Genomic DNA, 13,203 nt, shown 5'->3' on the forward strand with positions numbered 1-13,203 from the left:
GTTCGAAGGACGGTGTACCGGGGGTGAGGGGCATCAGGGCCTTCGACCGAGCGTCGCAGAAAACCTGGGGATCCGGTTCGGCGTCGTATCGGTGGCTCACATCATCGTGAAGTGTGGCCGCGTCGACTCGTGGTGACGGTGAGGCTGCATCCGCATCTTCTCCGCGAACGGGTGCTGGCCCGTCGGAGGAAAACCGTTTTTTTAGAGTAGCAGTAGTTTGGCTGACGGAGGAGGGGCCGACTGATTTTTTTGCGTAGGGCGCGTCCGGCCTCGGGAAGGCCGGGGCGCGGGACGACAGCTGGGCTCCGCCGTCGTCCCGCTCGTCAGGAACCCGCAGAAGCGGTGCGTCCACTCAATTCGGCGGCCAGCGCGGCCACGGCTTTGACCCCACCGTCGCGCAGGGCGGCTACCAGAGCGGTGCCGACGATGACGCCGTCTGCGTAGGCACCTATTTCACGGACGTGCTCGGCTTTGGAGACCCCGAGTCCGACGCAAGCCCGTGGCGCTCCCGCCTCGTGCGCGGCATCAACGACGGCCTGGGCGGCGGAGGAGACCGAAGTCCGGGCTCCGGTGACCCCCATGATCGATACGCAGTAGACGAAGCCGCGACTGGCTTCCACCGTGGCGCGCATGCGTTCGGGGGTGGAACTCGGGGCAACGAGGAAGACCCGGTCGAGACCGTATTGATCGGAGGCCTCGAACCATTCGGAGGCTTCGTCGGGCACGAGGTCAGGGGTGATCAGTCCCGCACCACCTGCTTCTGCCAGGCGACGAGAGAACTCGTCAACACCGAGGCGTAGTACCGGGTTCCAATAGGTCATGACCATCACCGCGGCATCGCAACGCTCGGTAATACCGCGGACGATGTCGAAGACCTGGGCGACGCGGAATCCCTGGGCCAGCGATTGCACGGTGGCTGCCTGGATGACCGCCCCGTCCATGACCGGATCAGAGTAGGGGATGCCCACCTCGATGATGTCGGCGCCGTTTTCGGCGACGGCTACCGCTGCGTCGATGGTGGTCTGGATATCGGGGAAGCCGGCGGGCAGGTAGGCAATCAGTGCCGGACGGCCCTGGCTGCGGGCCCGCTCAATGGCTGCTTCTGAAGTCATACGGGTCATTTTTCTGCCCCTTCGTCCGTGTCGATGAGGTGGAACCATTCGGCAGCGGTCCCCACATCCTTATCACCGCGGCCCGAAAGGTTCACGATGATCGTCTTCTCCTGCGGATCCGCCGCCGTTTCGGCAAGCTTCCGGCCGACGCGCAAGGCCCCGGCCAGGGCATGTGCCGATTCGATCGCGGGGATGATGCCTTCGGTCCGCGAGAGCAGGCTGAAGGCATCCATGGCCTCGGTATCGGTGACCGGTTCGTAGGTGACCCGGCCGATGTCATGCAGGTAGGAGTGTTCCGGGCCGACGCCGGGGTAGTCCAGTCCCGCCGAGATCGAGTGCGATTCGATGGTCTGGCCGTCCTCGTCCTGCATGAGGTAGCTGCGGGCTCCGTGCAACACGCCCGGACGCCCCAAGGTGATGGTGGCCGCATGGCGGTCGGTGTCGACGCCATCGCCTCCCGCTTCAAAGCCATAGATCGCCACGGAGGGGTCGTCGAGGAATCCGTGGAAGATCCCGATGGCATTGGAGCCGCCCCCGATGCAGGCGCAGACGGCATCGGGCAGCCGGCCGGTCTGGGCGATGATCTGTTCGCGGGCCTCCTCGCCGATGACCTCGTGGAAGTAGCGGACCATGGCCGGGAACGGGTGGGCCCCGGCAGCTGTTCCCAACAGGTAGTGGGTGTTGTCGACGTTGGCGACCCAATCCCTCAGGGCCTCGTTGATCGCGTCCTTCAGCGTCTGGGAACCGGCGGTCACCGGTACCACCTCGGCGCCCAGCAGACGCATCCGTGCCACGTTCAGGGATTGCCGACGGGTGTCCTCGGCCCCCATGTACACCACGCATTCCATGCCCATGAGGGCGGCGGCGGTGGCACTGGCGACCCCGTGCTGACCGGCCCCGGTTTCGGCGATGATGCGGGTCTTGCCCATCCGCTTGGCCAGGAGCGCCTGGCCGATGACGTTGTTGATCTTATGGCTACCGGTGTGGTTCAGGTCCTCACGTTTGAGGAAGACCCGCACACCCCCGGCGTGTTCGGAGAAGCGCTTGGCCTCGGTCAGCAACGAGGGACGTCCGGAGTAGTTGCGGTTCAACTCGGTGACTTCGTCGATGAACTCCGGGTCGGCCTTCGCCTTCTCGAACGTATCGTTCAGTTCGTCCAGGGCCGCGATCAGCGACTCGGGCATCCAACGGCCGCCGAAATCACCGAAGTACGGGCCCGGGGCGTGGCGCAGGCTCCTGCCCTCGGCCAGGAAGGCATCGGCGGGGTGCTCCGCGGAAGCCGCGGGATCTTCTGGGGTCTGGCTCATGCGTGGCCTTCCTTCGTTCAGGCGTGGTGAGGGCTGTCCGGGGTGGGTCAGCGTCCACGCGGGGGCTTGGCCGCGCTGCCGACCTCGATGAACGAGCGCAGGGCGGTGAGTGGGTCGTTGTCCTTGACCAGTGCCTCGCCGACCAGCACCGCATCCGCCCCGTGGGAGCCGTAGAGCGCGACGTCCTCGCGGCCACGGATCCCCGATTCGGCGACGATGACCACCGAGTCCGGGATGTCCCCGGAGAGCCGGGCGAACGTTTCCCGGTCCACGTCGAGGGTCTTGAGGTTGCGGACGTTGACACCGATGATGCGGGCGCCGACGCGCACGGCCCGCTCGACTTCCTCGGCGGTATGCGTCTCCACCAGGGCGTTCATGCCCAGGTCGTGGGTCAGGTCGAGGAAGCTGCCCAGTTCCTCGTCGTCCAGGGCGGCAACGATCAGCAGGACCAGATCGGCGCCGTGGGCGCGGGCCTCGTGGATCTGGTAGGCATCGACGGTGAAGTCCTTGCGCAGAAGGGGGGTGTCCACGGCGGCCCGGACGGCATCGAAATCGGCCAGGGACCCGCCGAAACGGCGTTGTTCGGTGAGCACCGAAATCACCGATGCTCCCCCATCGCGGTACTGACGGGCCAGAACGGCCGGTTCGGGGATATCGGCCAGCGCCCCCTTGGAGGGGCTGCGCCGTTTGACCTCGGAGATCACATGGAGCACCTGATCGCGTCGGGAGGGATCGACGTGGCCCCCCAGGGCGGCGAGGGCGTCGCGGGCTGGCGGTGCCGCCTGGGCACGGGCCCTGATGGCGGCGTCGCCGACCCGCAACCTTCGATCGTGCAGGTCCTCGCGAACTCCGGAAATGATGTCCTCGAGAACACTCACGACTAGTGTCCGTCGTTGTTGGACCGGTGTCCGCCGACGCCGAACCCGATGATGCGCATGACCAAGCCGGCGATCAGGCCCAAGATGATGATGGCGACGCCGATGTAGACACCGACCTCGGCGTAGAGTGCGAAGGAGATGCTGCCGATCAGGAAGCCGATGAAGATGATTCCGACGCCCGTCCAGGCGGCGATGCTGTTTCCGTGTCCCACGGGCTCGGTGAGAACCGGGTCCGGGCCGTGTTCTGTCTGGACGGTCGTGTTGCTTGCCATGATCTGATCTACTCCTCAGTGCCTCAAGTATCCCCGGTCTCATTCGGGGCCAAACTGTGTTCCATTCTGCCATTCTTTTGGCTGCGATGAGGCCATGTTGCCCCACGCGTACCCGGGTGTGGCTAACCCGTGGGGTCCTCGCCCCGGGTCAGGCTGTCCCAACCGTCGATTTCGTCCATCGACTCCTCGTCCTCGGGCTGTTCCTCGGACGAGGTCGGAGCCCCGCTCCCGGGGCGCTGCGCCGTGGCCGGGGCCGCGTCCCCGGCGACCGTGTCCGCAACCGGGGTGGCAACGGCCTGCGTGGCCGGTGCGGGAGTGTATTTCCGGCTCGTCTTCCACCGGTGCCCGGCCACGGCCAACCACACGGCGGTGGCCATGATCCAGACTCCGATGACCACCGTCAGCCACGGCCAGAACGTCAATTGGTAGTCACCGTTGACCCTCAGCGTCCCTGCGGCCGCGCCCACCGTCGAAACGGAGGCGGCGACCGGGTCGGAGAGGGCGCTGATCGCCGAAGCGGCGATCCCCAACCCCGAGAGGAGGATCAATACGGCGATGATCCATCGGGCCATCCGTCCGGCGATCGCCGCGGCGACCGAACCTGCCAGCACGACCACGGCCAGAGCCGCCACTGCCGTTGCGGCATCATCACCGGAGACATCGAAGGGCTGTACGTTGATGGCGCCGCTGGATGGAATGACCCGGACCCAGGTCCGGGTGCTCATCGCCAGGGCGGCAATGGCCCCGATGACGCCGGCGGAGACGACCATGCGTTTGGACATCCAGCGTCCGATCACCTTTCGTTCAGGGTCCTGGTCGCTGGTTGGGGTGTTGGTCTGGCTCATGCGTCCTCCTCGGGGACAGCCGGCTGCAGGGTCCGGGCGGCCCAGACGGCCCGAAGCGGTGCCGCCGCCTTGTTGATGCTTTCCAACGACTCGCCATCCGGGTCGGAATCGGCGACGATCCCGCCACCGGCCTGGACGTAGGCCCTTCCGTCCTTCAACAGGGCCGAGCGGATCGCGATGGCCAGGTCCATGTCCCCGGCGAAATCCAGGTAGCCCACGACGCCGCCATAGACGCCTCGGCGGTGGGGTTCGAACTCGTCGAGCAGTCGAAGGGCCCGGGGTTTCGGAGCCCCGGACAGCGTGCCTGCGGGGAAGGTGGCCGCCAACACGTCATAGGCGGTGGCCTGTGGTTCCAGGCGTCCGACGACGTTGGAAACCAGGTGCATGATGTGGCTGAAACGCTCGACCTCCATGAACTGGGTGACCTCGACGCTCCCGGGCTCGCAGACCTTCGAGAGGTCATTGCGGCTCAGATCCACCAACATGAGGTGCTCGGCACGCTCCTTCTCATCGGAGAGCAGGTCCTTCTCATGGAGGGCGTCGTCTTCGTAGGTCTCCCCGCGGGGCCGTGAGCCGGCGATGGGGTGGGTGACGACGTGACGTTCGTTGACGGTGACCAGCGCCTCCGGCGAGGATCCGACCACCGCGTAGGTATCGCCGTCGGCATCCTCGAGGTTGTAGAGGTACATGTACGGGCTCGGGTTGGTGGTGCGCAGGATCCGGTATACATCCAGCGGGTCAGCGGCGCAGTCGAGTTCGAACCGTCGGGAGACCACCACCTGGAAGACCTCCCCATCGACGATTGCTTCCTTCCCGCGCAGGATGGCCTGGCGGTAGCCGTCTTCATCCCAGCTTTCGGTGACTGCCGCCATGAGCTCGGCGGTGGGGATCCGGTTCCCGGAGAAGACGGTCGCCGATCCCGGCGCGGTGTCGGTCAAGTTCCCGAGCATGACGTGCAGCCGGGACACGGCGTCGGCGTAGGCTTCATCGACCCCCGTGTCGGCCCCGTCCTGGTTGATCGCATTGGCGATGAGGGTGAGCGTGGAGTCGCGGTTGTCCAGAACTGCCATATCCGCCACGAGGTTCATCGCCAGCTCCGGCAGGCCCAGGTCATCGGGTGGGGGGTCGGGCAGCTTCTCCCAATGGCGCACGCTGTCCCACCCGATGAAACCGACCATTCCCGAGGTGAACGGGGGCAGTCCGTCGAGGGGTTCGGTGCGCAACCGGGCCACCGTATCCCGCAGGACCTCCACCGGGGTCCCCTCGGTCGGGACCCCGGCCGGAGGGGTCCCGATCCAGTGGGCCTGGCCCCCACGGGTGGTCAACGTCGCCGAGGAACCGCATCCGATGAAGGAATAGCGGCTCCAGACACCCCCCGCTGCGGCGCTTTCCAGCAGGAAGGTGCCCGGCCGGCCGCCCGCGAGTCGTTCGTAGACGGCGATGGGCGTGACGGTATCGGCCAGGACGCGCAGGTTCACCGGGATGACGCTGCGACCCCGCGCCAGTTCACGGAATTCCTCGAGAGTGGGGGAAACAACCCCGAATTCATGCATGCTGTACTGGATTTCCTTGCGTCGTTGGAAGCTTCATACGTTGGCCGCGGACGGTCCTTCGACGGCGGGAAGGGCCCGGCCGTCGAAACAAGTCCGCGTTCCGGTATGGCAGGCGGCCCCGATCTGATGGACCTGGACCAGCAGCGCATCCCCGTCGCAATCGCGGGCTACCGAGCGCACCAGTTGCTGGTGCCCCGAGGTGTCGCCCTTGCGCCAGTAGCTCTGGCGTGATCGGGACCAGAAGGTGACCCGCCCGCTCGTCAGGGTCCGGCGCAGGGCCTCGTCGTCCATCCATCCGAGCATCAGCACCTCGGCGGTGTCGTGTTGTTGGATGATGGCGGCCACCAGGCCGTCGGCGTCTCGTTTGAGGCCCGCAGCGATCTCGGGATCGAGTGCGGGATCCGGACTCCGGGGGGCTGGGTTCTGCGGCATCGCCTCCAGTCTACTGGCCGTGGACTCGCGCCACGCAGTCGGTGACTCGGGTACCGGGCCGTAGGCCCCGGAACGTGCTAGCTTCGGGGTAATGCGATACGTACACCCGTCCCGTGAAGTCCTCGCCGAAGTCCTGCTGGCAGCCGGCCCGGACGAGGCGACGTTGTGCGCCGGTTGGAAGACACGACACCTGGCGGCACATCTGGTTCTGCGCGAACACAGCCTTTGGGCTGCGGGCATCGCCATCGGGGCGTTTCGTGCCCCCATGGAACGCCGATTGCAGCAGGCGGCCCGTCGGGCCGAGGATCCCGGACATTATGCGGAGTTGGTGGACCGGTTCCGCCGAGGCCCCTCCGCGCTGTCTCCGTTGGCCCTTCCGTCCGTGGGCCATGCCGCGAACCTCATCGAATTCTTCGTCCATGCCGAGGACGTCCGCCGGGCCATGGATCGGTGGGCCCCGCGTGTGCTGGACACCGATTACGCGGATGTCCTGTGGGAGTCCCTGATCCGTCAGGCGGCGGTCTTCTACCGGGGCACCGACGTGGGCATCATCCTGCGCCGGCCGGAGGGACAACGCCACGTCGTCCGCAAGGCGTCCACCTCCGTGGCCATCACCGGGGACCCCGGAGAGCTGCTGATGCATGCCATCGGACGACGCGAACACGCGTTGGTGACCTTCGAAGGGTCCCCCGACGCGCTGGCCCTCTTCTCCAGCTCCGAACAGTAGCTTCTAGGATTCTTCCAGGATCCTGGCCAGGACGGCCGCCTGGCTATGGTCGATGTCCTTGGTGGCGGACAACAGCGTGAGCCGTTTGCCGCGCACGCTGTCCTTCAGCTTTTCGAGTGCGGCCCGGCCTTCGTCGGAATCGAGTTCGGAACGGTATTTCCTGGCGAACTCCTCGAACTTCTCCGGATCGTGCCCATACCATTTGCGTAGTTCCGTCGACGGGGCCACGTCCTTGTTCCAATCGTCGAGCGCGGCATCCGCCTTCTTCACCCCCCGCGGCCAGATCCGGTCCACCAGGACCCTGGTGCCGTCGTTGTGGCCGGGCTCCTCCTGGACTCTTCGGACCCACACATTCAGTGGCATTGCCCCTCCTCGGATGGCTTTTCTCGGAGCATACCCCGGCTGGGCCCCGAGGTGAACGCCCCTAATCAGTCCCGCTCCCCGGCGTCTGGTTCCCACCAATCGAGTACCCGCAGGCCGGACCAGGTCAACCATTTCGACGGTTCACCGGGCGGCACATCGACGTCGAACCACGTGGCGCCGAGCAGCCGCGCCGCCTGGCGCCACGTCGCGTCTGCCGTCCGGGCGGCACGGACCACCTCGATTGCGTCGGCCAGCCGGGGATCCGGCGCGGTGCCTTCCAGCAGTGCCACCTCCCGGAAATGTTCCAGTGCGGCAAGGGCGCTGTACCGGTGGCGGCTCGGATGGAGGAACTCGGAGACGAAATCCCCGATGGGTTCCCCGGTCGTGGCCCGGTAGAGAAGTCGTCGTTCCAGCAGGTACTCCTCGCCCCCGTGGCGGGCGGCCCGCAGCGAGGTGTCGCCCGTCAGCTGCTCGTGGGCGAGCAGGCCGCGCACGGCGTTGAGCGTCGAGTGCACGGACGATCGAATCGAGTTCCCTTCTTCTGCTTCACAATTCCAGCCACCATCGGCCAGCCGGTAGGCAGGAAACCACTCGATGAGTCATGAGACATCAGCCCCGAGCCACGCGCCGTTTGCCAGTGTGAACGAATTGATGCAGACATCGACCTCGCCGCCCCAATAGGGCAGGTCGTCATATTCCCAGGTGCTGTTCCTGTCGAGTTTTTCGGCGGTTCCTGCCAACACGCCGGCCTCCAGCCCCCAGTCGCGCAGGTCCTTCAGCGCCCAGGTGGTCGCCGTCCAGGGCTGTCCCGGTTCCCTGGCCTCGGCACTGCCCAAGAACCCTGCAGGAAAGTAGGCTCCCCCGGCCCATTGGCCATCCGGGTCCTGCTTCGAGAGCAGGCGGGCACCGTAACCCGCGGTGGCGATCCGTGATCGCGTTTCCTTCCACACCGCCGGATGCGCGCCGGCAACATCCCTCTGGACCTGCCAACGCAAGGCAGGATCCGAGTCCAGAAGCCAGTCGAGCATCTCCGGTCCGGTTGCCATTCCTGCAGGTTACCGCCGGGGCCGCCGCGGGGAAAGGGGGATCCGCGGCCATCCTGCGGTCACTGCTGCCCCGATGCCCCGGCCGGGTTCCACATCCATGGGGAGGCCAGATGGAGGACATCGCGGATCCGCTGCCCTACCGCGGTGGAATGCCGGACACGAACCCCCCGGCCCTGGTACGACATTTCTTCGTCCGTCAGCAGCTGGACCACGCGGAGCGTCCGGATCGAGTTGGAGACGAAGGCGGGCACGGGCCCGGAGTCGGCCCGCAGGAATGCTTCTTCGAGGGGATCCAGCCAGGAGAGGGCATCGTCCGGGGTGAGACGCGGATTCGCCAGGGTGATGGCCAAGGCATACCCCCGCCGGTCGTCCTCCTGGTCGCGCCAGATCCCCGGGCCCTGGTGCAGCATCCTCAGGGCCGCCAGGTCAAGGGCGGGCCGCGGTGATTCCCGGGCCATCCATCCGAAGGCACCGAGCACGTCCGCCCCGTGGGCCACGGCATGGAGCCACCCGCGGACGTCGTCGTATCCGGTGGTTTCTTCTTCGGTGGCGTACCAGGTCGCGAAATCGTCGAACCACCCGGGTTCAGCAGCGTCGTGGAGGATGAGTGGGATCAGCACCAAGGCGGCGAAGCTCCGCACTTCCACGCGAGGGTCGGCCAGTCGTTGCACCGCGGTCGAGCCGACCCGCCTGCGTTGTGCCGGAGAAACAGCCGGCGAATCCAGTATTTCGTAGAGCCTGCCCAGCGACTCCCCGTCCCTGATGAGGGGGTCCGGCGAGCTGAGGTCGTCGAGGAGCCCGGCGATCTCCGCCTCGTAAATATTTCCGTTCGGCTGGGACATTCCCTGAAACTAACACGCAGCCGTCCCATGGCACAGCCTGGATGCTGGTGGCCAGGAGGACCCGTTTCGATTCCAGGAATTACCCCTTGTGTTATATAACCAAATGCACAATGTTCGATGAGTGGATGTCTTTCAGGTGTTGGCCGACCCGGTCCGTCGTCGCATCGTCGAGCTGCTCGGCGGTGGTGAACGGCCCGCGGGAGAAATCGCCCAGGCGTTGCACGTCGAGTTCGGGATCAGCCAACCGGCGACATCGCGCCACCTCCGCCTATTGCGTGAATCCGGGGTGGCGGTGTGCACCAACCACGGCGCCCAGCGCCGATATCACTTGGATCGGGCCACCTTGGATGTCGTCGCCACCTGGCTTCAGGACGTGCGCAGCTTCTGGCACCAACGCCTGGACGCCCTGGACACGGAACTATTCCGGGGAAGACCCGCAAACGCAGTGGACGAGCTCATCGAGGAGGACATCTCATGACCACGGATTCCGAAGGTGACATCGATGCGGAGAACCGCAGCGTACGATTCGTCCGCCACTATGCCTTGGGCCGGGAAGACCTCTGGCAGGCCTTCACCGACCCCCAACGGCTGGCCCGGTGGCTGGGCGCCGTGACCGGTGATATGCGGGAGCACGGCCGATACGGTCTTGACTTCGGAGACGGCGAGACCACGTCCGGCCGGATCACCACCTGCCGCGAACCCGACCAGCTCACGGCCACTTGGGAATCCCCCGGTGAGGGGACCACGCAGGTGGACGTCCACCGCTCCGATACCGGCACCGACACCCGGGTGGTCTTGACCCACGCTTCACTACGCCCGGAAGACCTGCCTGGGTATGCGGCGGGCTGGCACACGCATCTGGACCACCTCGATACGGACCTGAACGGCCATCGGGCGTCCGGATGGTCCGAAAGGTACAACGAGTTGTTGCCCCGGAACACCAGTCATGGGCCGGGTGTCCCGGCCACTGGCCAAGGATCGTGGGCGAAGGATGCCCCCTCGCTCCCGCCACCGACGACATGACCGCCGCCGGCAGGGGGCGCCGTGGTGCTGAAGAAGCCTAGAGGGCGCGGGTGCGGTAATGATAGGTGGATGCGGTGCTGAAGCCCAAGGCGTTGTAGAGCACGATGGCCCCCACATTGGACTCCCGGACCTGCAGCCAGACACCGTCCAGTTCACGGCGGTAGGCCTCATGCAGGACGGCTTCCATCACCAGCCGCGAATACCCCCGGCGCCTGGCTTCGGGGCGCGTGGTGACACAGTAGATGCCGCCGTGGTTCTCCACGATGGCCAACCGGGCGATCGATTCGATGCGTCCGTCCACCCGCAACGAGATGTAGGTCGCCGGCACCCCTGTGAGGATGCGGCGGGATACCGCCCGGTCGTCCTCGGCGGCGGGGCCGTCCTGGTACCAGAACAGCTCCAGCCAGTCCTGCGGGGGTTCGTCGGTGAATTCCAGGCGTACGTCGGGGACGATCTCGGCGAAACGGTCCAGTTCCGAGCCGTCCATGACCTGGACCAGGGTCGGCGTGCCCACGGTATAGCCGCGGGCCGCCAGATAGGCATCCAGATCGGCGGGCTGGGCCGACGGGGAGATCTGGAAGGTCGAGTTCAGCCAGCGCGCGGCACTGCGCGTCTCGACCTCCTCGAGAGCGGCATCGAGGTCATTGGGTGCGGCAACCGGGAGCACGGAATTGGCGCGCTGGCTGATGCCGGCGGAAAAACGCAGGGTCCACCCTCCGACGGCGCTCTTTTCAAGAGCCGGCCAGGCGGCATCCATCAGCCGGTCTAGCTCTTCTGGTTCAGCGAACAGGATAACCTGCCTCCTTGATGGCTTGTTTGACCTGGGCGATCATATCGACCGGGCCGAAATGGAAGATCGACGCCGCCAGCACCGCATCGGCTCCGGCGGCCACTGCCGGCGGGAAATCCGCGGGTGCCCCGGCACCGCCGGAGGCGATGAGCGGCACGTTGACCGCCGCGCGGACGGCGGAGATCATTTCGAGGTCGAATCCGTTCTTGGTCCCGTCGGCGTCGATCGAGTTCAACAGGATCTCACCCACCCCGCCGTCGGCCGCCTCACGGGCCCAGTCCACGGCGTCGATCCCGGTACCGGTCCGCCCCCCATGGGTGGTGACTTCGAAACCAGAGGGCAGCGAGGGGTCGCTGCTGCGCTTGGCGTCGACCGAGAGGACCAGGACCTGGGAGCCGAATCGCTCGGTGATCTCCCGGATCACCTCCGGACGCTTCACGGCCGCCGTGTTGATCGACGCCTTGTCGGCCCCGGCGCGCAGCAGGCGGTCGACATCCTCGACCGAGCGGACCCCGCCGCCGACGGTCAACGGGATGAAGACCTCTTCGGCGGTGGTGCGTACGACGTCGAACGTGGTTTCCCGGTCCCCGGAGGTGGCGGTCACATCCAGGAACGTCAGTTCATCGGCTCCTGCTGCGTTGTAACGCTGGGCCAGTTCCACGGGATCCCCGGCATCGCGCAGGCCCTCGAAGTTCACGCCCTTGACGACACGTCCTGCATCGACATCGAGGCAGGGGATGACACGGATGGCTACAGTCACGGGTGGATCCCCTAAATACGGATGGCGTGGATGTTGGTCACGAGGATGGCGCGGGCGCCCAGCTCATAGAGTTCGTCCATGATGTTGTTGGCCTGGGCCTGTTTCACCATCGAACGCACCGCCACCCAGTCGCCGTCGTGCAGCGGGGAGACCGTGGGTGATTCCAGGCCCGGAGTCAAGGCGCACGCCCGGGAGACGAGGTCCTTGCGGATGTCGTAGTCGAGCATCGCGTAGCGGCGGGCCACCAGGACGCCCTGCAGTCGGCGGGTGAGGATCTCCAACCCGTGGGGGTGTTCGCCGGTCCGTCCGATGAGCACGGCCTCGGACTCCAGGATGGCTTCGCCGAAGGTCTCCATGCCGGCCGCGCGCAGGGTGCTGCCCGTTTCCACGACGTCGGCGATGGCGTCGGCGACACCGAGTCGTACCGAGGATTCCACGGCGCCGTCCAGACGGACCACGGCCGCGTCGATCCCCCGTTCCTCGAGGTAGCTCTTCAGCAACACGTCGTAGCTGGTCGCCACGCGCTTGCCTTCGAGCTGTTCGACGGATGAGAAGTCCCCGACGGGTCCTGCGAAGCGGAAGGTCGAGGCGCCGAGTCCCAGCGGAAGGAGTTCCTCGGCATCTCCGTTGACCCCGGCATCGACGAACAGATCACGGCCGGTGATGCCCACGTCGAGGATGCCGCGTCCGACGTAGACGGCGATGTCCCGGGGACGGAGATAGAAGAATTCGATGTCATTGTCCGGATCGACCATGACCAGTTCGCGGTTGTCGCGGCGCTGGCGGTACCCGGATTCGTTGAGCATGGCGGTGGCGGCCTCCGAGAGGGCGCCTTTATTCGGTACGGCTACTCGCAACATGGCGGTGCTCTTTTCTGTGCTGGTTTTCGGTGGTCTGGGCTCCCTGGGCCGCCGACCCCGCCGAGTGCGGGGTCGGGCGGCTAGAGATGCTTGTAGACGTCTTCCAGCGACAGTCCCTTGGCCAGCATCATGACCTGCAGGTGGTACAGCAGCTGCGAGATCTCCTCGGCTGCTTCCTCGTCGGTCTCGTATTCGGCGGCCATCCAGACTTCGGCTGCTTCTTCCACGATCTTCTTGCCGATGCCGTGGACACCCGAATCCAGCTCCGTGATGGTGCGGGAACCCGAGGGTCGGGTTTGTGCCTTTTCGGCCAGTTCGGCAAAGAGGGTGTCAAAGGTTTTCACCCTTCAAGCCTAGCCGTTGGCGAAGCGCCGCCCCGACTCCGACGTTTCA

Annotated in this window: 16 protein-coding genes and 1 pseudogene; 3 read left to right on the plus strand and 14 right to left on the minus strand. The window is 66.2% G+C overall.

Annotated elements, in window-relative coordinates:
• Positions 1-323: 323 nt before the first annotated feature.
• The 7 genes from trpA to hisI all read right to left on the minus strand — a co-directional run bounded on the left by trpA (position 324) and on the right by hisI (position 6,399).
• The gene (trpA, locus tag ACT3S6_RS04530) at positions 324-1,121 is read right to left on the minus strand and encodes a tryptophan synthase subunit alpha (RefSeq protein WP_444553971.1); all 798 of its coding nucleotides are present in this window, start codon (positions 1,119-1,121) and stop codon (positions 324-326) included.
• Positions 1,118-2,419, minus strand: a complete 1,302-nt coding sequence (gene trpB / locus ACT3S6_RS04535) for a tryptophan synthase subunit beta (RefSeq protein ID WP_444553972.1) — start codon at positions 2,417-2,419, stop codon at positions 1,118-1,120. The genes trpA and trpB overlap by 4 nt, the downstream gene beginning before the upstream one ends.
• Before the next feature lie 47 nt (positions 2,420-2,466).
• Entirely contained in the window at positions 2,467-3,297 is an 831-nt protein-coding gene (gene trpC, locus ACT3S6_RS04540) for an indole-3-glycerol phosphate synthase TrpC (protein WP_444553973.1), read from the minus strand.
• A 2-nt stretch (positions 3,298-3,299) separates the two neighbouring features.
• Positions 3,300-3,569 carry an HGxxPAAW family protein gene (locus ACT3S6_RS04545; protein WP_444553974.1) on the minus strand — a complete coding sequence of 90 codons (270 nt, stop codon included), beginning with the start codon at positions 3,567-3,569 and terminating at the stop codon, positions 3,300-3,302.
• Positions 3,570-3,691: 122 nt separating this feature from the next.
• A complete protein-coding gene (locus ACT3S6_RS04550) occupies positions 3,692-4,414 on the minus strand; it encodes a Trp biosynthesis-associated membrane protein (RefSeq protein WP_444553975.1) in 723 nt (240 codons plus the stop codon).
• Positions 4,411-5,967, minus strand: coding sequence for an anthranilate synthase component I (locus ACT3S6_RS04555; protein WP_444553976.1), 1,557 nt, complete (start codon positions 5,965-5,967; stop codon positions 4,411-4,413). Before ACT3S6_RS04555 ends, ACT3S6_RS04550 begins: the two co-directional genes overlap by 4 nt.
• A gap of 33 nt (positions 5,968-6,000) precedes the next feature.
• Entirely contained in the window at positions 6,001-6,399 is a 399-nt protein-coding gene (hisI, locus tag ACT3S6_RS04560; RefSeq protein WP_444553977.1) for a phosphoribosyl-AMP cyclohydrolase, read from the minus strand.
• Positions 6,400-6,490: 91 nt separating this feature from the next.
• On the opposite strand from hisI, the gene ACT3S6_RS04565 reads away from it, so the two are divergent.
• Entirely contained in the window at positions 6,491-7,126 is a 636-nt protein-coding gene (locus ACT3S6_RS04565) for a TIGR03085 family metal-binding protein (protein ID WP_444553978.1), read from the plus strand.
• Positions 7,127-7,129: 3 nt separating this feature from the next.
• Here ACT3S6_RS04565 and ACT3S6_RS04570 read toward each other — a convergent pair whose 3' ends face one another.
• The 3 genes and pseudogenes from ACT3S6_RS04570 to ACT3S6_RS04580 all read right to left on the minus strand — a co-directional run bounded on the left by ACT3S6_RS04570 (position 7,130) and on the right by ACT3S6_RS04580 (position 9,377).
• Positions 7,130-7,489, minus strand: a complete 360-nt coding sequence (locus ACT3S6_RS04570) for a DUF488 domain-containing protein (RefSeq protein ID WP_444553979.1) — start codon at positions 7,487-7,489, stop codon at positions 7,130-7,132.
• Positions 7,490-7,554: 65 nt separating this feature from the next.
• Positions 7,555-8,535, minus strand: a pseudogene (locus tag ACT3S6_RS04575) (squalene cyclase).
• 59 nt (positions 8,536-8,594) lie between these two features.
• Positions 8,595-9,377, minus strand: a complete 783-nt coding sequence (locus ACT3S6_RS04580; protein ID WP_444553980.1) for a DUF2785 domain-containing protein — start codon at positions 9,375-9,377, stop codon at positions 8,595-8,597.
• Positions 9,378-9,498: 121 nt separating this feature from the next.
• On the opposite strand from ACT3S6_RS04580, the gene ACT3S6_RS04585 reads away from it, so the two are divergent.
• Positions 9,499-9,855 (plus strand): ArsR/SmtB family transcription factor, encoded by a 357-nt coding sequence (locus ACT3S6_RS04585; protein ID WP_444553981.1) that lies wholly within the window; start codon positions 9,499-9,501, stop codon positions 9,853-9,855.
• Complete coding sequence (locus ACT3S6_RS04590) at positions 9,852-10,400, plus strand: SRPBCC domain-containing protein (protein ID WP_444553982.1); 549 nt, start codon at positions 9,852-9,854, stop codon at positions 10,398-10,400. Before ACT3S6_RS04585 ends, ACT3S6_RS04590 begins: the two co-directional genes overlap by 4 nt.
• 37 nt (positions 10,401-10,437) lie before the next feature.
• Here ACT3S6_RS04590 and ACT3S6_RS04595 read toward each other — a convergent pair whose 3' ends face one another.
• The 4 genes from ACT3S6_RS04595 to ACT3S6_RS04610 all read right to left on the minus strand — a co-directional run bounded on the left by ACT3S6_RS04595 (position 10,438) and on the right by ACT3S6_RS04610 (position 13,154).
• On the minus strand, positions 10,438-11,157 hold the full coding sequence (locus ACT3S6_RS04595; protein WP_444553983.1) for a GNAT family N-acetyltransferase: 720 nt from the start codon (positions 11,155-11,157) through the stop codon (positions 10,438-10,440).
• 22 nt (positions 11,158-11,179) lie between these two features.
• Positions 11,180-11,950, minus strand: a complete 771-nt coding sequence (gene hisF / locus ACT3S6_RS04600; protein WP_444553984.1) for an imidazole glycerol phosphate synthase subunit HisF — start codon at positions 11,948-11,950, stop codon at positions 11,180-11,182.
• A gap of 11 nt (positions 11,951-11,961) precedes the next feature.
• Positions 11,962-12,810: an ATP phosphoribosyltransferase gene (hisG, locus tag ACT3S6_RS04605; RefSeq protein WP_444553985.1), complete on the minus strand. Its 849-nt coding sequence runs from the start codon at positions 12,808-12,810 to the stop codon at positions 11,962-11,964.
• Positions 12,811-12,890: 80 nt separating this feature from the next.
• Entirely contained in the window at positions 12,891-13,154 is a 264-nt protein-coding gene (locus ACT3S6_RS04610; protein WP_444553986.1) for a phosphoribosyl-ATP diphosphatase, read from the minus strand.
• Positions 13,155-13,203: the final 49 nt, after the last annotated feature.

Origin of the sequence: Arthrobacter sp. AOP36-C1-22 (assembly GCF_052377515.1) — a bacterium.
Classification (GTDB): domain Bacteria; phylum Actinomycetota; class Actinomycetes; order Actinomycetales; family Micrococcaceae; genus Arthrobacter_H.

Excerpts from the sequence above, each read along its gene's own strand:
- trpA (WP_444553971.1), bottom strand. The coding sequence starts at position 1,121 with ATGACCCGTATGACTTCAGAAGCAGCCATTGAGCGGGCCCGCAGCCAG.
- trpB (WP_444553972.1), bottom strand. The coding sequence starts at position 2,419 with ATGAGCCAGACCCCAGAAGATCCCGCGGCTTCCGCGGAGCACCCCGCC.
- ACT3S6_RS04545 (WP_444553974.1), bottom strand. The coding sequence starts at position 3,569 with ATGGCAAGCAACACGACCGTCCAGACAGAACACGGCCCGGACCCGGTT.
- ACT3S6_RS04550 (WP_444553975.1), bottom strand. The coding sequence starts at position 4,414 with ATGAGCCAGACCAACACCCCAACCAGCGACCAGGACCCTGAACGAAAG.
- ACT3S6_RS04555 (WP_444553976.1), bottom strand. The coding sequence starts at position 5,967 with ATGCATGAATTCGGGGTTGTTTCCCCCACTCTCGAGGAATTCCGTGAA.
- hisI (WP_444553977.1), bottom strand. The coding sequence starts at position 6,399 with ATGCCGCAGAACCCAGCCCCCCGGAGTCCGGATCCCGCACTCGATCCC.
- ACT3S6_RS04565 (WP_444553978.1), top strand. The coding sequence starts at position 6,491 with ATGCGATACGTACACCCGTCCCGTGAAGTCCTCGCCGAAGTCCTGCTG.
- ACT3S6_RS04570 (WP_444553979.1), bottom strand. The coding sequence starts at position 7,489 with ATGCCACTGAATGTGTGGGTCCGAAGAGTCCAGGAGGAGCCCGGCCAC.
- ACT3S6_RS04580 (WP_444553980.1), bottom strand. The coding sequence starts at position 9,377 with ATGTCCCAGCCGAACGGAAATATTTACGAGGCGGAGATCGCCGGGCTC.
- ACT3S6_RS04590 (WP_444553982.1), top strand. The coding sequence starts at position 9,852 with ATGACCACGGATTCCGAAGGTGACATCGATGCGGAGAACCGCAGCGTA.
- ACT3S6_RS04595 (WP_444553983.1), bottom strand. The coding sequence starts at position 11,157 with ATGGATGCCGCCTGGCCGGCTCTTGAAAAGAGCGCCGTCGGAGGGTGG.
- hisG (WP_444553985.1), bottom strand. The coding sequence starts at position 12,810 with ATGTTGCGAGTAGCCGTACCGAATAAAGGCGCCCTCTCGGAGGCCGCC.